Origin of the sequence: Bacillus sp. FSL P2-0069, assembly GCF_038593315.1 — a bacterium.
Lineage (GTDB): Bacteria > Bacillota > Bacilli > Bacillales > Bacillaceae > Bacillus > Bacillus safensis.
Genome location: NZ_CP151984.1, coordinates 3,143,842 through 3,164,327, shown reverse-complemented (window position 1 = coordinate 3,164,327; position 20,486 = coordinate 3,143,842). Strand labels below are relative to the sequence as shown.

At 42.0% G+C, this 20,486-nt stretch carries 17 protein-coding genes; 15 read left to right on the top strand and 2 right to left on the bottom strand.

Translation table 11 applies throughout. From position 1 onward, the window contains the following. Positions 1–21 precede the first annotated feature (21 nt). The 14 genes from NSQ34_RS16260 (at position 22) to NSQ34_RS16195 (ending at position 17,289) form a co-directional block, all read left to right on the top strand. On the top strand, positions 22–2,130 hold the full coding sequence (locus NSQ34_RS16260) for a SpoIID/LytB domain-containing protein (RefSeq protein WP_034281125.1): 2,109 nt from the start codon (positions 22–24) through the stop codon (positions 2,128–2,130). Positions 2,131–2,153: 23 nt separating this feature from the next. After that, positions 2,154–3,644 (top strand): N-acetylmuramoyl-L-alanine amidase, encoded by a 1,491-nt coding sequence (locus tag NSQ34_RS16255; protein WP_034281124.1) that lies wholly within the window; start codon positions 2,154–2,156, stop codon positions 3,642–3,644. Between the two features lie 118 nt (positions 3,645–3,762). After that, positions 3,763–5,259, top strand: coding sequence for a cell wall-binding repeat-containing protein (locus NSQ34_RS16250; RefSeq protein WP_268456208.1), 1,497 nt, complete (start codon positions 3,763–3,765; stop codon positions 5,257–5,259). A gap of 128 nt (positions 5,260–5,387) precedes the next feature. After that, positions 5,388–5,981: a hypothetical protein gene (locus NSQ34_RS16245; protein ID WP_240491048.1), complete on the top strand. Its 594-nt coding sequence runs from the start codon at positions 5,388–5,390 to the stop codon at positions 5,979–5,981. Positions 5,982–6,180: 199 nt separating this feature from the next. Further along, positions 6,181–6,840, top strand: a complete 660-nt coding sequence (locus NSQ34_RS16240; protein ID WP_024423636.1) for an exopolysaccharide biosynthesis polyprenyl glycosylphosphotransferase — start codon at positions 6,181–6,183, stop codon at positions 6,838–6,840. An 18-nt stretch (positions 6,841–6,858) separates the two neighbouring features. Further along, the gene (locus tag NSQ34_RS16235) at positions 6,859–8,310 is read left to right on the top strand and encodes an MOP flippase family protein (protein WP_081124908.1); all 1,452 of its coding nucleotides are present in this window, start codon (positions 6,859–6,861) and stop codon (positions 8,308–8,310) included. Next, positions 8,307–9,491 (top strand): glycosyltransferase, encoded by a 1,185-nt coding sequence (locus NSQ34_RS16230; protein WP_176967170.1) that lies wholly within the window; start codon positions 8,307–8,309, stop codon positions 9,489–9,491. The genes NSQ34_RS16235 and NSQ34_RS16230 overlap by 4 nt, the downstream gene beginning before the upstream one ends. A 79-nt stretch (positions 9,492–9,570) precedes the next feature. Then, positions 9,571–10,908, top strand: coding sequence for a UDP-glucose/GDP-mannose dehydrogenase family protein (locus NSQ34_RS16225; RefSeq protein ID WP_176967171.1), 1,338 nt, complete (start codon positions 9,571–9,573; stop codon positions 10,906–10,908). 14 nt (positions 10,909–10,922) lie between these two features. After that, the gene (locus NSQ34_RS16220; protein ID WP_098677692.1) at positions 10,923–11,852 is read left to right on the top strand and encodes an NAD-dependent epimerase/dehydratase family protein; all 930 of its coding nucleotides are present in this window, start codon (positions 10,923–10,925) and stop codon (positions 11,850–11,852) included. 39 nt (positions 11,853–11,891) lie between these two features. Next, the gene (locus NSQ34_RS16215; RefSeq protein WP_268456207.1) at positions 11,892–13,352 is read left to right on the top strand and encodes an O-antigen ligase family protein; all 1,461 of its coding nucleotides are present in this window, start codon (positions 11,892–11,894) and stop codon (positions 13,350–13,352) included. Between the two features lie 61 nt (positions 13,353–13,413). Beyond that, complete coding sequence (locus NSQ34_RS16210) at positions 13,414–14,091, top strand: hypothetical protein (RefSeq protein ID WP_024426261.1); 678 nt, start codon at positions 13,414–13,416, stop codon at positions 14,089–14,091. A gap of 24 nt (positions 14,092–14,115) precedes the next feature. After that, positions 14,116–14,871 (top strand): glycosyltransferase family 2 protein, encoded by a 756-nt coding sequence (locus tag NSQ34_RS16205; protein WP_024423629.1) that lies wholly within the window; start codon positions 14,116–14,118, stop codon positions 14,869–14,871. A 19-nt stretch (positions 14,872–14,890) separates the two neighbouring features. Then, complete coding sequence (locus NSQ34_RS16200) at positions 14,891–16,087, top strand: glycosyltransferase (RefSeq protein ID WP_041108506.1); 1,197 nt, start codon at positions 14,891–14,893, stop codon at positions 16,085–16,087. Between the two features lie 134 nt (positions 16,088–16,221). After that, a complete protein-coding gene (locus NSQ34_RS16195; RefSeq protein ID WP_024423627.1) occupies positions 16,222–17,289 on the top strand; it encodes an MraY family glycosyltransferase in 1,068 nt (355 codons plus the stop codon). 35 nt (positions 17,290–17,324) lie between these two features. On the opposite strand, the gene NSQ34_RS16190 is transcribed toward NSQ34_RS16195, so the two are convergent. Next, the gene (locus tag NSQ34_RS16190; RefSeq protein WP_024423626.1) at positions 17,325–18,416 is read right to left on the bottom strand and encodes an LCP family protein; all 1,092 of its coding nucleotides are present in this window, start codon (positions 18,414–18,416) and stop codon (positions 17,325–17,327) included. Then, entirely contained in the window at positions 18,401–19,069 is a 669-nt protein-coding gene (locus NSQ34_RS16185) for a YigZ family protein (protein ID WP_012011434.1), read from the bottom strand. Before NSQ34_RS16185 ends, NSQ34_RS16190 begins: the two co-directional genes overlap by 16 nt. A 220-nt stretch (positions 19,070–19,289) precedes the next feature. On the opposite strand from NSQ34_RS16185, the gene NSQ34_RS16180 reads away from it, so the two are divergent. Further along, positions 19,290–20,465, top strand: a complete 1,176-nt coding sequence (locus NSQ34_RS16180; RefSeq protein WP_003213166.1) for a sensor histidine kinase — start codon at positions 19,290–19,292, stop codon at positions 20,463–20,465. The last annotated feature ends 21 nt before the right edge of the window (positions 20,466–20,486 follow it).

The following is a 20,486-nucleotide window of genomic DNA, read 5'->3' as shown; positions in this document are numbered from 1 at the left end:
AGATGGGCGGGATGAACAAAATTGAAGAAAACAGGCGTTACACTAATCGTTCTCATGATACTGACTCTACTAGTTGCACCCTTTCAGTCTGCCATGGCAAGCTCGGCAATTTCAGTGAAATTGTCTAATTATATCGGAAACAAAACAAGTATGGATATCTCAACAACTGGGGAATACAAGCTATCAGGATCAAATGTTGCTGTGACAAAAAGATATGACGGCAAAAATAGATACGAAGTAGCCAACAGCATCGCTTCTGCTGGCTGGAAAAACCCATCAACTGTTGTCATTGTCAGTCGTGATGCATTTGATCATGCAATTTCTGTATCGCCGTTAGCATACAAACTGGGCGCACCTATTTTGTATACGAATATTGAAAAACTGACGAAAACAACAGAAAACCAGCTGAAGAAAATGAAGCCGGATAACATTCTGATTGTCGGAAATACGAAAAGCATTTCAACAGCTGCTGAGAAGTCTATTAAAAAGTATGGCAAAGTCAGACGTATTAGTGGAAAAGATAAGTTTGAAATCTCCCAAAAAATCGCAAAAGAAATGGGTAACTATAAGCAAGCTGTCGTTGTCGGCGGGAACTCATTTATGAATGGGATTGCCATTGCATCCTACGCATCGAGAAAGGGATACCCTATCCTGTTAACAAAAAAAGATTCCATTCCGTCTTATAGAATGCCAAGTAAAGTGATCATCATCGGCAGTACGAAAAGTACTGGACAAAAAGTTGAAAATCAAATCAAAAAAACCTCACAGGTGACAAGAATCAGCGGGGCCAATCGTTATGAATTATCTGTGAATATTATAAAGAAATTAAATATTAATGCAGATAAAGTTTATTTGGCAAAAGCCTCTAGCTATATTTATGCGATGCCGCTGTCGCAATTGGCTGCAAAATCTAACAGTACGGTTGTGTATGTGAAACCCGATTCTGTCACAGCGTCTTTAAAAGCACTGCTGAAGGAAAAAGGTACATATGCTTATCATCTTGCTGGCAGCACAAGTGCAATTAAAGATAGCTTGAAAAACTCATTAGCCAAACAAGTCTATCTGAAAAAAAATCAAAACTACCAATTGAATATTTCTAACGGAAAAATTTCATTAAAAGGCATAAAGACGTATAACACAGTAAGAGTTGTTCCTGAGAAATATTCAACAAAAAATGTCCTTCAAATTGCAGGAAAGCCGTATTTAGGCAGCGTAAACTTTGCAATTGAATCAGGGTATATCAGGCCGACTCTCGAAAATATTCCATTTGAAGACTATTTAAAAGGTGTAGTGCCAAATGAAATGCCTGCAAGCTGGAATGTTGAAGCGTTAAAAGCACAGGCAGTTGCCGCTAGAACGTATTCGGTGAAAAGTATTGGAAAAGTCGTCCCTGATACAACAGCCTTCCAAGTATATGGAGGATATAACTGGTACACAAATTCGACAAAAGCTGTCGATGCCACAAAAGGAAAGGTTCTGAAATACAACAATCAGCTTATTTCAGCAACCTATTACTCTAGCAATGGCGGTTATACAGAGGCGAGTGAAGAAGTATGGGGAAATGCACTGCCATACTTAGTGGCCAAAAAGGATCCAAAAGATCCAGTCAATCCATGGACACTGAAACTTTCTAAGAAACAGCTGGGCACGACATTGACTGCCAGCACAGCAGCATCTGAGTGGTCTAAAGCAAAAGAGACAAATGCAGCTGACCTTGCCGGCCTGAAATCATGGCTGCTCAAAAACAAAGAAACTGCTGCATCTGATATGAAAATCGCATCGATCTCAAGCCTGACGTTCTCAGGGAAAACAAAAGGCCAGCGTGCGAAGACGGTATCGATCAAACTGACATACCATCTGAAAAACAAAACAGGCACATATTCGGTAAACAAAAGCACAACGGCAAGTATGAAGATGACCGAGTTTCGATCAGTCATGGGCGCAACAAAGGTGAAAAGCACGTTTGCGTCAGTCAAAAACAATACAAATGACTTCACGATTTCAGGAAAAGGGTATGGCCACGGCATTGGTATGAGCCAATACGGAGCCAAAGCGAGAGCTGAATCTGGAAACTCGTATTCTTCCATACTCTCGTTCTACTATCCAGGTACAAAACTAACAAACTATTAAAAGGTAAAAGGAGGACATAGAAGATGCGCTCATTGATGAAAACAGCCATCCTCAGCCTCATCGCCATTTTCGTTATCGTTCCAACAGCATTGGCAGACAATTCAGTCTCAAGAATTGATGGCGGGAGCAGATATGCTGTAGCGGCAAACGTAGCGAAAAAAGGATGGGGAACTGCAAGTACAGTCGTTTTAGTAGGGAAAACTGCGTATGCAGATGCAACAGCAGGAATTCCACTTGCATACCAAAAAAATGGACCAGTTCTTTACACAAACAGTAAAAGCCTTTCGGGTGATACAAAAAAAGCCTTAACTTCATTAAAAACAAAGACGGTGATCGTTTTAGGCAGCACATCAAGTGTGTCAAACAATGTGGTCAACCAAGTGAAGAAAATGGGCATCTCCACACAGCGTATTTCAGGAAAAAACCGATATGAGCTATCTGCCAATATCGCGAAAAAAATGAAAAAGCCAGCAGGCGTCGTTGTCGTTGAGGGTTCTTTCTATGCACATGGGATTGCGATTGCACCTGTAGCAGCTCAAAAAGGATTCCCAATTCTATATACAGATAAAAAGGGACTTCGTTCTGAAATCGCTTCTGTTGCAAAAGCAAGCAATGTGAAACAAACCATTGTAGTCGGCGGAGAGAATTACGTCACAAAAGCAGCTTATAACCAATTGAAATCACCAACGCGGATCAAAGGCTCGACTCGTTATGATGTCGCGGCAAATATTGTGAAAAAGTACAATATGAGTGTCAATAATACCTATGTAGGAAGAGGATTTGGTTACGCCACTTCATCTTCTGCTGCAGGCATTGCAGCGAAGCAAAACAAAGCATTGCTTCTAACGAATGAAAAGACGCTGCCAAAAGTAACGAGAGCAACAGTGAGCAGTAAGAAAATCACCAAATTTACTGTCGTAGGCAGTACAAATACAGTGACACCAACTGTTGTGAACCAGCTGAAAAATCCGGCTGTTGGGAAAAAAGTATTCATTGATCCAGGTCATGGTGCGCATGATTCAGGAGCTGTAGGATACGGATTATATGAAAAGAATTTGAATTTAGATGTAGCAAAGCGTTTAAATACGAAATTAAACAACGCTGGTGCACTTGTGACCATGTCAAGAACATCAGACACATTTGATAGTCTTCAAACACGAGTGAGCAAAGGTGCCTCAGCGAATGCAGATATCTTTATCAGTGTCCATGCGAACTCAAATGATAACAGCAGTGCAAATGGAACAGAAACGTATTATGACAAAACCTATGCGGCTGCAAACAGCCTGAAGCTGGCGCAAAACATCCAGCCTAAAATGGTCAGCGCACTAGGTACAAGAGACCGTGGTGTGAAAACAGCTGGCTTCTACGTCATTAAATATTCTAAGATGCCGAGCGTTCTTTTAGAAACTGGTTTTGTTTCCAGTCCAGTTGATTCAAACATCTTGAAATCTGCTACGTATAAAGATCGATTAGCGTCAGGCATTTCAAGCGGTGTGTCAGGTTATTTTAGATAAGAAAACACAAAACTGAGGGGTGCCTCAGATAGGCTGCTCGAGAACGTACTCGGCAGCCTTTTTTCAAAAGTCCATGAAGCATCCTGGGTGAAGGGTTCAAACCAAGGAGGTTGACTTCATGCGTTTTGATATCAAATGTATGTTACTGATTGCTGTTTCACTATGTTTATATACACCATCCGTTTTTGCCCAGCACACTGTATCGAGGATAGAAGGAAGCAATCGATATGAGGTAGCGGTAAATGCCGCGAAAAGGGGCTGGCAGGAAGCGCCTGCCGTTGTGCTTGTGGGCGGTGATGCTTATGCAGATGCCCTGAGTGCTGTGCCTTATGCCTATCAGCAAGGGGCCCCAGTCCTGTTAACGAATGCTGGCAGTCTTTCAGGTGCTGTAAAGACAGGGTTGCAGCAGCTGAAAACGAAGCGTGTAACGATTCTTGGCGGGACTGCAAGTATTTCTGAAAAAGTCGTGAAGCAGTTAAAAGCGATGAATCTATCTGTATCCCGTATTCAAGGAAAGAACCGCTATGAATTGGCGGCAAATGTGGCTAAGCACATGAAGAGTGCTAGTGCGGCTGTCGTCGTGAATGGTTCTGCTTATGCTGATGCTGTCGCGATTGCTCCGTACGCTGCCAAACAAGGCTATCCCATTTTATTAACAGATGCGAAAGGACTGCGCGAGGAAACAGCCAATCTATTAAAAAACAAAGCAGTCAAGCGGACCATTGTGATCGGCGGAGAAGCAAGTGTCAATAAAACTGCTTTTCAAAAGCTTCCCTCACCAGTCAGAATAAGCGGAGCCAATCGGTATGAGGTGGCTGCCCAAATTGCTAAAACGTATCCAATGAAGACAAGCCAAATATTTATGAGTCATGGGTATGCCTATGCAGATGCAGCCGCTGCGGCAAGTATAGCAGCGAAACAGGGACAAACCCTTCTTCTCACAGATGCACAAACGGTGCCGGATGCTATCAGAAAAGTCATTGGAGTCAAACAGATGTCAGCATTTTCTGTGGTAGGCGGAACATCAACCATTCAATCAAATGTCATCACACAGTTGAAAAATGCGGTGTTAGGCGAAACAATTTTTATTGATCCAGGTCATGGTGCGCAGGATGCTGGAGCGATAGGGAATGGGCTGCTTGAAAAGAACATCAATTTAGAAGTAGCATTAAAGCTGCGGTCGAGACTTCACCAAGCGGGTGCCCTTACTGTCATGTCAAGAACTTCTGATACATTTGACTCCTTGCAGACACGTGTCAGTAAAGGAGCGCAGGCAAGTGCTGATATATTTATCAGTATCCACGCCAACGCAAATGATAACAGCGGTGCGAATGGAACAGAGACGTATTATGATACAACATATGCGGCTGCTCATAGTGTCAAGCTGGCACAACAGGTGCAGCCCCGAATGGTCAGTGCCCTTGGAACAAAAGATCGCGGAGTGAAAACAGCAGGGTTCTACGTCATCAAATATTCTAGAATGCCGAGTATTTTGCTAGAAACCGGCTTTGTAACAAGTCCAATCGATGCGAGTATTTTAAAATCTACCGCTGCAAAGGATCGGCTGGCTTCTGGAATTGCAACGGGTGTGTCCAACTACTTTGACGTAAAATGAATCATGAATGATGTGTCAAGTTAAAAATACATTTCATTTTTGGTTATGTTTGTTATAATTGAAACATAGAAGGTGAATGGTTTACACATAAATCTTCAAACGACAGCAAACCGACAAATCATGAAGAGGTGACGATCTTGAAAAAATTAATCACAATGCCGTTTCTAGTATTGCTTCTAGGAGTATTGCTCACAGCGTGCGGCACAACAAATCAATCAAGCGATAACAAAAAGGATGACAGCAAAAAAGAAACAACTGAAGCAGCCGATCAAAACAAAGATAAGGCTGCGGACGAAAAATCAGAAGATCAATCATCAAATGAAAAAGCAGATGATCAAAGTAAAGAAACAGCTGCTCAAAAAGAAGAGCCGGCAAGTCAATCTGATGAAGAGGCAAAAGACAGCTCAAGCAAAGAAATTACAAAAGAAGAACCTGCTAAAGACCAATCAAAAGCTGACTCAAAAGGTGACTCTAAAACAAAGAAAGAATCAACGACTAGTAAGAAAAATGAAATCACCAAAGAAGGCACATATGTCGGTTTGGCTGATGGACATACAATTGCTGTCAACATTGACGGAAAAGAAGTAGCTATTCAATTCGGAAATACATTTTCTAAACAAGTGAACAGCTTAAAAGAAGAATCAAAAGTGAAAGTAACCTATACAAAAGATGCAAACGGAACACTTCGATTGAAAACGATCGAAACTGTAAAAGCAAAATAAAGAAAAGACCCGGAGACCCGCAGAATTGCGGGTCTTTTTTACGTTCAAAAGGGCATAATTTGATATAAGTGCACATTCTTAACACAGTTTTACAAGACTTAACAGCGCATTTACATTTGCTTAATGTTGCTCTGCTAAACTGACTTTCATAGAACATCTCTTTACACAACAACTACTTTGAATGGTGAGGTGCAGGTCAGTGAGTGCAGAGAAAGCGATGAATCTTTACAGAGAATATGAAGTGAGACGAAATCACTCTTTTGCCTTAACAGAACATATGGTTCGTTATTTATTTGCAAAACGTTTCATAGATTTAATGTTCTCGTTCATCGGATTGATGTTGAGTACGCCAATCATTTTGCTGTTTGCTCTTTTGATTAAGCTGGAAACACCAGGACCAGCCTTTTATATGCAGGAAAGGGTCGGGAAAGACGGTGTTTACTTTAAATTATGGAAGCTCAGATCGATGAGAATTGACGCAGAAAGCGGAGGAGCGAAATGGGCGCAAAAAAATGACCCGCGTATCACCAAAGTGGGGGCATTCATCCGTAAAACAAGAATTGATGAACTTCCGCAATTTATCAACGTGTTAAAAGGAGAAATGAGTATCGTAGGCCCTCGTCCAGAAAGACCGATGTTTACCGCAGAATTTAATCGGACGATTCCAGGCTTCACAAAAAGATTGGCAGTAAAGCCGGGGCTGACAGGTCTTGCTCAAGTAAATGGCGGATATGAAATGAGTCCAAGTGAAAAATTAACACACGACTTACAGTATATTCAAAACTTGACATTTTCTCTCGACACGAAGATTATGGTAAAAACGTTAAAAGTCATCATGACTGGTGACGGAGCCAGATAAGTAAAGTAGGGAAGAGAAATGGCAAGTATGAAAAAACGCATGCTAGGCGGGGCAAAATGGACAAGCTTGTCCGCATTGATCATCACCATTATCCAAATCGCACAGTTCGCCTTTTTAGGGAACGTGATGTCACTCAAGGAGTTTGGACTTGTTGGCATGATCACAACTGTCACAATATTTACGCAGATTTTGCTTGATCTAGGAATTGGGGCAGCGATCATTCAAAAGGAACAAACGACAGAACGTCAATTATCTACATTATATTGGATTAACCTGCTCACAGGGATTATCTTGTTTTGTCTGCTCATTCTGCTAAGCCCAATGATAGCCGCTTTTTATAACCGGCCAGAGCTAGAAGGTCTGCTCAAGCTATTATCGATCATGTTTCTGATCGCACCGATTGGCCAGCAGTACCAGTATATGATGCAAAAAGACTTAGCCTTTAAAACATTAAGCACCATTGAAACCATTGCAACCATCATATCGCTGCTCGTTTTACTCGTTTTCGCCTTCTTCATGAATCCGATTATCGCCTATGTCATTTCTCAAGTGCTGCTGCAATCAGGAAAAGGTCTCATGTATGCAGCGGCTTATTGGAAGAAGTGGCGTCCAGCACCTGTTTTTGCATTAGGAGAGGTGAAGGAATTTTTCTCATTCGGTGCATTCCAGCTCGCATCCAGACTGGTCAACCGAGCAGGATCGAATATCGACATGATTTTAATCGGCCGGTTTCTTGGAGCGGAAGCGTTAGGTATTTACAGCTTGGCGTATCAAATTGTAACAATACCCGTGCTGAAGATAAATCCGATTGTGACGAGAGTGGCTTTCCCAGTTTTCGCAAAAAGTCAGCGGGATCACTCCATGCTGCGAGAGGGCTTCCTAAGTATGACGAATATGCTCGCATTGGTTAGTTTTCCATTATTAATCGGCCTTGCTGCCGTATCAGACAGCTTTATTGAAGTCGTGTTTGGAGAGAAATGGCTAGTAGCGGTTCCGGTTCTAAATATATTGTGCATTGTCGGCCTGCTGCGTGTGCTGATGAATCCAAACGGTTCAATACTTCTTGCAAAAGGGAGAGCGGACTTAGCCTTTTATTGGGATACGGGGATGCTTATCGTATATGGCTGCGCATTATATGCAGGTGTCACTACAGGCAGTCTGCTCACAGTAGCTTGGATCTACTCAGGTGTCAGCCTGCTCAACTTTATTGTCGGCAGATGGCTCATGGCATATGTCATTCAGCTTGATATGAAGGTGTATTTAAAATCACTTGGAAAACCTGCTGTCATGACGCTGCTCATGGCTGTCTGTGCGGTAGCTTTACATCAAGGGATGAAGCTGACGACAGCAGATATTTCACTTCAATTACTACTGACTGTTTGTGTCAGTGCTGCATTGTATGGCTTGCTGCTCATCAAAATGTATCCGCAGGCTGCAGGCAAATTATTGAGAAGAGGTCGTTCGTCATGAAGGTGCTATGGCTGACAAGTGTATATCCTAGTGAAAAACATCCGAGTGAGGGCGTGTTTCATGAAACGCAAGTGCAGGAGCTGCTCAAACAAGGAATAGAAGTGACTGTCATTTGCCCAAATCCAGTGAATCCGCCGGTTTTACGGATGCTGAAGGCATCCTATCGGCAGAAAAGGGATCTGCCTGAACAGGAAGTGAGAAGCGGAGTGACGGTTTACAGACCGCCTTATCCAGCGCTCCCAGGACAGCTGAAATGGGCGCAGCCGAGTAAACGAATAGCGGCTTCCGTTCTCAGAGCAATGCAGCGTCATCAGCTGTCACCAGATTTTATCCATGCGCACTTTGCCATGCCGTCTGGCGGAGCGGCGGCTGTTATTCAGAAAGAAACGAAAATCCCTTATCTTCTGACCTTGCACGGCAGTGATGTGAACGTATATCCGAACTATAGCAAAGGGGCGAAGGCAGCCTTTGAAACGGCGGTGAGGCAGGCATCTGCTGTTCTGACAGTGAGTGAGGAGCTGGCTAAAAAGACAAATGAGATGACGAAGGTAGAAGCAAAATGGCTTCCGCTTGGTATTCCGCTCCGATCATTTTCCAGAACGGAAGAAGGTCAAGAAGGCATCAGAAAGCACTTAGGTTTACCGCTTCAAGATAAGCTCGTTGTTTTCGTCGGGCGTTTAGTGAAAGAGAAGGGCTTGCTTGAATTAGCTGATGCTGTCAGCAGCATGGATGGAGTGAAAGCAGTCTTTGTTGGAAAAGGCCCCCTTGCAAAGGAGCTCACCGAACGGGCGGGAGCATCTATTATACTCCCAGGCCAGGTGCCGAATGAGCAGGTGAGAGACTACTTAATGGCAGCTGATCTGTTTGCACTCCCTTCCTACAGTGAAGGAATGCCAACCGTCGTTCTAGAAGCGCTCGCTTTAAAGGTACCTGTCATTGCAACAAGGATTGGTGGTCTCCCATCCTTATTTTCAACCTATCAACACCTGCTCGTTGAACCGCGTTCGACGCGTCAGCTGAAAGAGGCGATTCACGCCTGCCTTTATGAAAACAGCTGGAATGAAGAAGTGAAGAACGTTCTTCATGAAATAGTTCATACAGAATATTCATCAGAACATAATGCGAAGCATCTCATTCAGCAATATGAGAAGGTGCTCAATCAATCAACATCTATCGTTTAAATAAGATGAAATGTGCAAAGAATGATAGATAGATAAACAGCTTGGAACGGACAATATGCTTTTACTGAGAGGATGAAAAATGTTGAAGAAAATTGCTGTGATTGGAACAGGTTATGTCGGGTTAGTATCGGGTACTTGTTTTGCTGATATCGGAAATCGTGTCATCTGCTGTGACATTGATGAATCAAAAATCAACAGCTTAAAAAGTGGTGTCGTTCCCATTTATGAACCAGGTTTAAAGGAATTGATTGAAAAGAATACAGAAGAAGGAAGACTGTTTTTTACAACGAATATTCCTGCAGCTATTAGGGAATCAGAGATTATCTATATTGCCGTAGGGACACCGATGACACCACAGGGGGAAGCAGATTTAACGTATGTGAAGGCTGTCGCTCAAACGATCGGTGAACACATGAATGGCTATAAAATCATCGTCAATAAAAGCACAGTTCCCGTTGGAACAGGCCGTCTCGTTCAAGCCATTGTGGAAAAGGCATCGCGCAGCAAATATCCTTTTGACGTCGTATCCAATCCAGAGTTTCTCCGAGAAGGCTCTGCGATTCAAGACACGATGAACATGGAGCGGGCAGTCATTGGTTCGACCAGCACTCATGCCTCTAGCATCATCAAAAGACTGCATGATCCGTTTCAAACAGAGGTTGTAGAGACCAACTTAGAAAGTGCTGAAATGATTAAGTATGCTGCAAATGCCATGCTTGCCACAAAAATCTCATTTATTAATGACATTGCAAATATTTGCGAAAGGGTAGGCGCTGACGTTGAAAAAGTCAGTGAAGGAGTTGGATTAGACAGCCGAATCGGGCATAAATTTTTAAAAGCAGGCATTGGATTTGGAGGTTCTTGTTTCCCGAAAGACACGATGGCTCTTCTCAAAATTGCCGAAACATCCGGGTACCGGTTCAAACTGATCGAATCTGTCATTGAAACGAACAACAACCAAAGAGCCCACCTTGTCAGCAAATTGATGAGTGTGTTCGGTGATATTAAAGGAAAAACCATTTCTGTCTTAGGCCTCGCCTTTAAACCGAATACGAATGATATGCGTTCAGCGCCTGCACTAGATATTATCCCAATGCTGAGAGAGCTGGGGGCTTTTGTGAAAGCCTATGATCCGATTGCTTATGTAGAAGCTGAACGTGAGCTTGGCCCGCAGGCGATCTTCGGCAATGATCTGTATGAAACAGTAAAAGATACGGATGCCTGTCTCATCCTAACAGAATGGGATGACGTACAGAAGATGGATAAAGACCAGATCAAGCAGCTGCTTCGTTCACCGATTGTAATTGATGGAAGGAATTTGTTTGATCCAGCAGAAATGAAAGAGAGAGGATTTATTTACCAGTCTATCGGCCGCCCGAGTGTATGGGAAGCAGAATTGGTATCGAAGGCACAATAACAGGGGGAGCTTGGATGAAGAAAGTATTGGTTACTGGGGGAAGCGGATTTATTGGATCACATACGGTAGAGGCTTTACTAGAAAAAGGCTATGAGCCCATCGTTCTTGATAACTTTTCAACTGGATCTCGAGAAAATATTGCTCATCTTTCCGTGCAATGCATGGAGGCAGATATCACAAAGCCAGCGACGATTGATTTGATCAAACAAATCGCACCGGATTATATCATTCATCTTGCAGCACAAGTAAGTGTAGCCGTTTCCGTTCAGGATTTCGTATATGACGAAGAGGTCAATATAAAAGGATCTCTGCACGTCATGAAAGCTGCGGCTGAAGCAGGAGTGGAAAAAGTCATCTTTGCCTCATCGGCAGCTGTCTATGGAGACCCGGTGTATCTGCCAGTAGACACCGCTCACCGGCTGAAGCCTGGTTCACCTTATGGCTTAGCAAAACTGACAGTAGAGCGGTATTTAGAAATGGCAAAATCACTCTATGATGTAGACTATTGTATTCTCAGGTACAGCAATGTATATGGTCCGCGCCAAGATGCACTTGGCGAAGGCGGTGTTGTCTCTATTTTCTCTGATAAGTTTGCAAAGGATGAGGCTCCTTTTATCTTTGGAGATGGGGAACAAACAAGAGACTTTATCTATGTGGGTGATCTAGCGGCAGCGAATGTTGCGGCTTTAACAGCCCAATCAAACGTTTGTTTAAATATTTCGTGTGGTGATTCCATCACTGTGAATGAACTGTTTCAAACGATGAAACGGGTAACGAGATCACAGCTTGAACCGATTTACAAGCCGCAGCGTGCAGGAGATATCGTGCATAGTACATTGGCAAATGAGGAAACGAAACAAGTCTTAGCATGGGAGCCTGTTGTGAGTTTACAGGAAGGTTTGGCTCGTACCATTTCCTACTATAAACAGGAAGTCAAGGCTTAATCCCTCAAATCGGATGGGTTGCTTAGGAGGAAAATGGGTATGAGTGTGAAACAAACAGCATGGCAAATCATGATCGGTTGTATATTATTTGCAGCAGGGCTAGGACTTGTACAAATGGCGTCTGCGCAGCCCGCCGGGTTAAAAAAGATCGTCGCCATTCCGGTCCTGCTTTTGGTTCTGACAGCTTTTCTCGTGTTGATGAAGCTATACATGAACGGTGAGCAAGTGTTCATGTCAGCCATATATCTTTTAATTGCATTGACCTTTCTCAACAACGCTTTCTTTTCAATTAGTGCCGGGTTCTTTAGTCTTTTTCTCTACCGTATCATGCTCATTGCCGCCTTTGCTTTATTTATATGGCGGATGAGAGATAAGGGAACGTACATATCGCAGTGGCAGCAGATTCGTGTAAAAGGCATTCTTGGTTTTTTCGCTGCATGGTTTCTTTACGGGCTCATCTCACTGCTGTGGGCTCATTCGGTGACAGATGGTCTTAAATATATGTCCCTTCTTGCTATGGGGATGGGTTTTGTCTTTCTAGTGGTCATGTACATTCAGCGAATGGATCAAGTGGTCACCTTTTATAGCATTTGGCTTGTCATGACTGTATTTGTCATGGGGATAGGGTTTTATAATCACTTTACTTTGAACCATTTACCAAATACTTCATTGTATCTTGGGCCGGCGTATAAACAGCACTATCCTACAGCTGTCTTTTTTAATCAAAATGACTTTGCGACGTTTTTATCGATTAGCTTTTTCTTGTATTTAGCGTGTATGCGGCAAATGAAAAATGGTTATATCAAAGCATTTGGATTATTTGGTGCCATCGCAGCACTGTATCTCATTTGGTTAACAGAATCCCGCGCGAGCCTGCTTGGCATTTTTGCAGGAGTGGCCATCTATGTGTGGCTTCTCATGCCGCGCTTTCTCAAAAAGTGGTCACTCATCACAGCAGGCGGACTTGGTGTTATCTGTATCGCTGTTTTTTCAGCCAAGATTTATTCAGTCTTTTATGACTTGTTTCTCGCTTCTCAGGTCGCGCATTCTTTTAGTGAACCACTCCCATCCAACATTGCGAGAGCGAATTTGATCAAAAATGCATGGCATTTCTTTACGGATTCATACGGGTTTGGTGTCGGAGCGGGGAATGTGTCTTACTACTTAGCCCACTTTTCGATCTTTGATACAGATCAAGTCGTTGAAGTGCACAATTGGCTGCTGGAAGTGATGACGAACTTTGGATTTGCGGTCATGCTTGGCTATATCTCCGTCTACGCTTATCTCATGTTCACGCTCTATAAACAATACCAATGGGCTGACACAAGATCAGCAAAAATGATCATTGAAGGTTTGTTTGCTGCCATGCTGAGCTTTCTCGTTTCAAGTATCAGTCCTAGTTCTGTCTCGAATTTATATTTCCACTGGGTCTTTTTAGGACTCGTGATCGCAGCGGTGAATATGTTGAAAAACAAACAGCGCTTGGTAAACCGGGTGTGATGCTGCGCTGGTATGGCTACACTAATGAAAAAGCAAATACGTCAATGTTGGGAGAATGAACATGTCTGGTTTCATATCTAGAATAGGGAAGCGAATCAAAAAGTATATTGTATGGCTTGTGCTTCTGCCAGTCGTATTAGGCGCTTTTGGATTCTTTTTTGCCAAAGGAACAGTGCAGCAGTCTAGTTACACAGCTGCCGTTACGCTTACACTTGGTAAATATGATGACGGAGTGTATAACAATATCGCAGAAGTGACATCTCTATTAAAAAGCGATGCATTTTTAAATGAAGCACTCAGTGATGTGAAAGAAGAAGAAAGGCAGGATGTGAAAAGCCGCCTCATCCTCACCAATCAATCAGATACTCAATTACAGCTGTCCTTCACAGATGCTGATAAGGATCATGCTTTAGCTGTCGTGAAGCAGGTGTCGGATACATTTCTGAAGCAAGATAAAGCATTATTTACAAAAAGGCAGCAGGTGATTGAAAGTAGATTATCTGCTCTAGAAGACGAATCTGTCAGCAACGATTCCAAAGTAGATAAAGAGCGATTTTTATATGAATTGGAGTCTACAAAGCTTGGAATGAAGCAGGCGAAGATTGTTGATCCTGCTCAAGTTCTTGATGAAGGCAATAAAGGCATGTCAGCGAAAAAGCGGGCACTGCTTGGACTTGTCATTGGCTTTAGTATCTCGCTCATGTTTGTGGTCTTACCCGAAGTGTTCAAAGAATCTTAATGATGAACTGGAGATGAGTCTTAGGTGAACAATCAACCGTTAGTATCAATCATTACACCGGCCTATAATGCGGAACGCTATTTAACGGATACAGTTCATTCCGTCCTTGCCCAAACCTATTCTAATTGGGAACTGATCATCGCAGATGATTGTTCAACAGATGGAACAAGGAAGCTGCTTGGGGACTTAAGTGAAGCAGACGACAGAATCCACGTCATTTATTTAGAGCAAAATGGGGGAGCCGCCATCGCTAGAAACGCAGCCATCAAACAGGCAAAAGGCCGCTTTATTGCTTTTTTAGATAGCGATGATAAGTGGAAAGAGACGAAGCTTGAACAGCAGGTAGACTTTATGCTGACAAACGATTATGCCTTTACATTCACGGCGTATGACATCATTGCAGAAAATGGAGAACCTTTAGAAAAAACTGTCACTGCACCAGCAAGATTAACTTATGATGAAGCTTTGAAAAATACCATTATCGGCTGTTTAACGGTGATGCTTGATGTAGAGAAGATAGGACATGTAGAAATGCCGAACATCCGCACAAGACAGGATTTAGCTACGTGGCTGTCCATATTAAAAAGAGGATTTACAGCCTATGGAATGAGTGAACCGCTCAGTGAATACCGCATCGTTGGAAACTCGATCTCTAGTAACAAGTGGAAAGCAGCGAAAAAAACGTGGTTCGTCTACAGAGAAATTGAGCAGCTTCATTTTGTCAAAGCATCTTGGTGTTTTATGCACTATGCGACAAATGCTGTGAAGAAGCGCTTATAAACAGAAGGGAAAAAAGGTGATAAAGGTGAAAGCAGACTCGATCATACATGTTATCGTAGCGACGGGAGAATGGGGACAGGACGGCTTGAGGTATAGACGGCATCGACTGGCGGAATTTCTAGCATCTGATCCAGAAACGAAAGAGGTCATCTGGGTATGCCCATCTGCATCCCGTCATACAGCTCCCTTTCAGCCCATAACCGATCGAATGAAGCAATTGACCATTCCTGATGTGCTCAAGAGCAAATTTTTCCGCTTTGGCCGATATCAAGACATGTTCTATATTCATAAATTGTCCCCTCTTCTTGAGCATTTGCGGCAGGAAGAAAAGAAGGGAATCGCTGTTTGCTTATGGTATACGTTTCCGGGCTTTCCGCTCTTATCTTCTTTATTTGAATGGAAACATATTGTTTATGACTGCAGTGACCTGTGGGGAGAGCCGATAAGCGGCAAAAATAATTTGCTTTCTTATATGAGGCAGCGTGTCATTGTGAAAGCAGAAAATCGAATCATCAAATACGCACACAGCATTACATGCTCTTCTCAATACTTACACGATCAAATCAAAAAGCGTCTTATGGGCGAACCAAAAGATGTGTTTACAGTGGAAAATGGCGTTGAGTACGATGTGTTTGCAAAAAGCAATCTTCCATGTAAGGAGGATGTGCTGCAAGGTAGAGAAGGAACTGTTCTTGGTTTTATTGGAGGCATCAAGCCGAAACTGGATTTTGACATGATAGCAGAAGCTGCCCGCATGCAGCCTGATTGGACATTTTTATTTGTCGGTCCGGATGGAACAAATGGTGATCCGTCTTTTCAGCATGCACTTAAACTGCCGAATGTGATTTGGACAGGTGCTGTTGCACCAGAAGAAGTGCCTGCGTATATGAAGCTGATTGATGTAGGCATGATGCCATACAAACAATCTCCTTACAATCAAGCCGTGTTTCCGCTCAAGCTATATGAATTTTTAGCCGCAGGAATACCGGTTGTTGGTTTAAATCTTCCGTCAACGGAAAGGCTAAAAGAGAATGATGTGTATGAATATTTAGAAGGCGAGGATCCTGCGCTCTTCGTAGAAGCCTGCCAAAAAGTGATCAGCAAAAAAGACGACATGACCTATAGACATCTAAGACAAAGCCGTGCGAAGAAAAAAGATTGGCACGCGCTGTTCACAAATATGGTGGAACTAACGAATATTAAAGAAAACGCATAATTCATCAGGGATTGTGCGTTTTTATTTGTTTCTTCTTCACAGGGGGAGCTTGTGATCATCCTCTATTCAATTGTATAATGGAAAGAGCGGCCAATATACAAAATACAGATTTCAATTTAGAAGGAGACTGACCTATGGATTACGAACGCGCCTTATTAGCGTTTTTTGTCTCTCTGGCTACAGTTTTAATTGTGACACCAATCGTCAAAAAGTTTGCAATTAAGATTGGTGCAGTGGACCAGCCGAATAAACGAAAAGTTCATGATAAAGTAATGCCTCGAATGGGCGGTTTGGCAATTTTTATTGGGGTAGCGGCTGGAGCATTAGCAGGCGGGCTGTTTCTACATAATAAAATTACAGCAATTTCAGTTGGTGCCGTACTTATCGTCATTCTAGGTATATTTGATGATAAATATAATTTAAGTGCAAGATTTAAATTTCTCGTACAAGTTCTTGTTGCTTGCCTGATTGTAAGCACAGGCTTAAAAATGGACTTTTTCTCTGTTCCTTTCTTAACAGATCGAATTGAGTTAGGCTGGATGGCATATCCCCTAACCGTGTTATGGATTGTCGGAATTACAAATGCCATTAATTTAATTGACGGCCTTGATGGACTGGCTGCCGGTATTTCTGTCATCGGTTTATCAACCATTGCCGTGATGGCATTTTCAGCTGATAAAATTTTGATTCTTTCTTTATCACTTGTTGTCATTGGCAGTACCATCGGCTTTCTCTTTTACAACTTTCATCCGGCGAAGATTTTTATGGGTGACACCGGCTCGCTTTTTTTAGGCTATATGATTTCGGTGTTGTCACTATTAGGGCTGTACAAAAGTGTCACTTTGTTTAGTGTTGTTGTCCCAGTGATCATCTTAGGTGTCCCAATTTTCGATACCACCTTTGCCATCATTAGACGAATATTAAACAAACAGCCGATTTCAGCACCTGACAAGTCTCATATTCATCATAGACTGATGGCCTTTGGCTTGTCACATCGCATGGCTGTTATCGTGATTTATATGATTGGTTTAGTCTTTAGCTTAAGTGCGATTTTGCTGACAAGCGCCACCATTTGGTTATCACTGATTATTATCTTTTTACTGGTCATGTTCATGCAGGTGATTGCAGAAGTCACAGGCTTGGTGAATGAAGAGTTTAAACCATTTACGAAATTTTATAAACGAATGGTCAAAAGACAGTAAAAAACAGCCCGTTCCTAGGAACTGGGCTGTTTTTATTATTGTCCAGGTGTGCTGGTCGATGAGTTAGTTGTATCAGTTGACCCTGTTTCACCAGAGGACGGATTGGTTTGTGAATCTGTTTCAGTTGAAGATTCAGTAGGAAGCTTTAAATGCGTCCGTAATTCATTTTGTACGTTAGCTAAATTGGTCGGATCTGGCTCAAAGTAATACGTGCGATTTGGCCCTAAATAAAGGTCTGATCCCTTAATAGAAAGAGTTTCTGTGTCGTCTCCTTTAAATCCGCTGTAGATTTGCTGAAGCGCAAGACCTTCTGTGATACGGAAATTGGTCGTAATGTGATCACTGACTTCTTTAGCAATGTTATCGACGTTCGCAATGTTATTTGGCTTCGCCATTTGATCAATCATTGCACGTAAAATTTGTTTCTGACGATCGTTACGTCCGAAATCACCGCGTGGATCTTGTTTTCTCATCCGTGCGTAAGCAAGTGCTTCTTCCCCGTTTAAATGCATATTGCCTTTTTTGAAGTAAATCTTTTTCGATTTTTTAACATCACTTTTTTCATTGAAGTCAAATGGAACATCGATATCAATTCCGCCGACTTCATCAATGACATCCTTGAATCCGTCAAAATCAACGGTTGCATACTTATCAATCGGAATATGCAAGAATTGTTCGACAGTTTCAATCGTTTCATCTTTACCACCTTTAGCAAATGCTGCATTGATCTTTTCTTTACTTCCTGTTGTATCACTTGCAAGCTGTACGCGTGTGTCACGAGGAATACTAACCATTTTCATCGTTTTGTCTTGAGGGTTAATCGTTGCGACAATGAGTGAATCTGAACGGCCATGATCACCCTTTGTGGCATAATCCTCAATTCCGACAAATAATACAGAGAAAGGTTTTTTCTTAATATCAATGACAGCATCACGAAGATTTGATTTCTCTCCACGGTTTAGTTCATCATATGTTTTGTCAGCAGCTTGAAGAGTATTGACGATTTTATATACTGCAAATCCGCCCATGCAGATGATAAGAAGCAAAAATAAGACCAGAATACGTTTGATAATTCTCTTCTTCTTACTCTTTTTCTTTCGTACACGCACTTTTACTCGTTGTGCCATTCATCTGTCTCCTTTATCGGACCAATGTCCTTTTCTAAATAAATCAGTTCGCCTTCTTTTGTAACACTCTTTCCATTTGTCAGCTCAGTCATCCACTCAATGAACTGCTCTGTTTGTGTTTCTTCGACATATGTCTCAAAAATAACATCTTCTGCATAATGGATTTCTTTTAGCTGAAAAGATGAGGCTCTAAGCTCATTCTCTACCTTTCCAAGCCATGTATAATCTATTGTTGTGTGCATTGTACGCATTAAACAGCGCTCTACCATTCCAACATGGTTGATAGCTTCTGATACAGATTTTCCGTAGGCACGAATCAATCCACCGGCACCTAGCTTGATACCGCCGAAATAACGAGTGACCACAACGACTGTATCTTTCAGCTTCCGTTTTTTTAGCACTTCAAGCATTGGCACACCTGCTGTACCGCTTGGTTCACCATCATCATTCGCTTTTTGAATCAGGTCATGTTCACCAATGAGATAGGCTGAACAATTATGTGTGGCATTCCAATGTTGTTTTTTAATGGATTGTATAAATGCTTGTGCTTCTTCTTCTGAGACAGCACGCTGTATATGACAAATAAAACGTGATTTTTCAATGACGATCTCATGCTCGCCACGACTTTTTACTGTAAGATAGCGATTCAGCAAAAGACATACCCTCCTGACAAGCAAATTGTAAGACTAGTGAAAATTTGCATTGGTTTTAGAATTTTACAGCGTATTTTGTTATGATGATAGGAGCGGAAAAAGGGTCGTCATAAAAACTTCATGATTATACGCATTCTTTCATTATAATTCGACATAAAATGCAGATCAATGACATTTATAATAAAAAAAGATGACATCACTGTTACGGGAGGGAAAAGCCATGACAACACCCAAAATGGATCCGAAATTATTGGATTCAATCATCATGAAAATGCTAAGTACAGTTGATGGCAGCAAGGACGAAGTATTTAGAATAGGCGAACAGTCCCGTCAACAATATGAAAGCCTAGTAGAAGAGCTGAAGCAAATCAAACAGCAAGTAAACGAAGTAATTGATTTTGGGGATAAGCTGGAAGTCCATACAAGACATGCTAGAAACCGCTTATCTGAGGTCAGCAGAAACTTCAACAAATTCAGCGAAGAAGAAATACGTGAGGCCTACGAAAAAGCACATAACTTGCAAGTGGAACTCACCATGATTCAGCAGCGCGAGAAGCAGCTGAGAGAAAGAAGAGACGATCTGGAAAGAAGATTATTAAGCTTACAAGACGTCATTGAACGTTCTGAAACGCTTGTGAGTCAGATTACAGTTGTTCTCAACTATCTCAACCAGGATTTACGCCAGGTTGGCGTTTTACTTGAAGATGCTCAGGCAAAACAAGATTTTGGGCTGAGAATTATTGAAGCCCAAGAAGAAGAACGCAAAAGAGTGTCTCGGGAAATTCATGACGGCCCTGCTCAAATGCTGGCAAACGTGATGATGCGTTCCGAATTAATTGAACGGATTTTTAGAGACCGCGGTACAGAAGAAGGTTTTAAAGAAATTAGAAGTCTCAGACAGAATGTGCGAAATGCACTGTACGAAGTGAGAAGAATCATTTATGATTTAAGACCGATGGCTTTAGATGATTTGGGTCTGATTCCGACACTGAGAAAATACTTAAACACAATTGAAGAATATGATGGGAAAACCAAAATTACGTTCCAATGCCTAGGTGATACAGAAAGCGAAAGAATTGCTTCTCAATTTGAAGTAGCACTGTTTAGACTAGCCCAAGAAGCTGTCACAAATTCATTAAAACATTCTGAAGCTGAAGAAATCTCTGTCAAAGTAGAAGTAACGAAAGACTTTGTGACCTTAATTATTAAAGACGATGGAAAAGGCTTTGATATGAAAGATGTGAAAACAAACAAAAACAAATCCTTCGGTTTACTTGGCATGAAAGAACGCGTAGACTTACTGGAAGGTAAAATGACCATAGACTCAAAAATAGGTCTAGGGACATTCATCATGATTCGCGTGCCACTAACATTGCAAAATAAAATTGTAAAATAGAGTCAAAAGACATATTGACCA

What these genes read in the sequence shown, in the direction of transcription:
- NSQ34_RS16225 (WP_176967171.1), top strand. Translation starts at nt 9,571, where the DNA reads ATGTTGAAGAAAATTGCTGTGATTGGAACAGGTTATGTCGGGTTAGTA.
- NSQ34_RS16195 (WP_024423627.1), top strand. Translation starts at nt 16,222, where the DNA reads ATGGATTACGAACGCGCCTTATTAGCGTTTTTTGTCTCTCTGGCTACA.
- NSQ34_RS16215 (WP_268456207.1), top strand. Translation starts at nt 11,892, where the DNA reads ATGAGTGTGAAACAAACAGCATGGCAAATCATGATCGGTTGTATATTA.
- NSQ34_RS16230 (WP_176967170.1), top strand. Translation starts at nt 8,307, where the DNA reads ATGAAGGTGCTATGGCTGACAAGTGTATATCCTAGTGAAAAACATCCG.
- NSQ34_RS16190 (WP_024423626.1), bottom strand. Translation starts at nt 18,416, where the DNA reads ATGGCACAACGAGTAAAAGTGCGTGTACGAAAGAAAAAGAGTAAGAAG.
- NSQ34_RS16235 (WP_081124908.1), top strand. Translation starts at nt 6,859, where the DNA reads ATGGCAAGTATGAAAAAACGCATGCTAGGCGGGGCAAAATGGACAAGC.
- NSQ34_RS16220 (WP_098677692.1), top strand. Translation starts at nt 10,923, where the DNA reads ATGAAGAAAGTATTGGTTACTGGGGGAAGCGGATTTATTGGATCACAT.
- NSQ34_RS16210 (WP_024426261.1), top strand. Translation starts at nt 13,414, where the DNA reads ATGTCTGGTTTCATATCTAGAATAGGGAAGCGAATCAAAAAGTATATT.
- NSQ34_RS16250 (WP_268456208.1), top strand. Translation starts at nt 3,763, where the DNA reads ATGCGTTTTGATATCAAATGTATGTTACTGATTGCTGTTTCACTATGT.
- NSQ34_RS16255 (WP_034281124.1), top strand. Translation starts at nt 2,154, where the DNA reads ATGCGCTCATTGATGAAAACAGCCATCCTCAGCCTCATCGCCATTTTC.
- NSQ34_RS16180 (WP_003213166.1), top strand. Translation starts at nt 19,290, where the DNA reads ATGACAACACCCAAAATGGATCCGAAATTATTGGATTCAATCATCATG.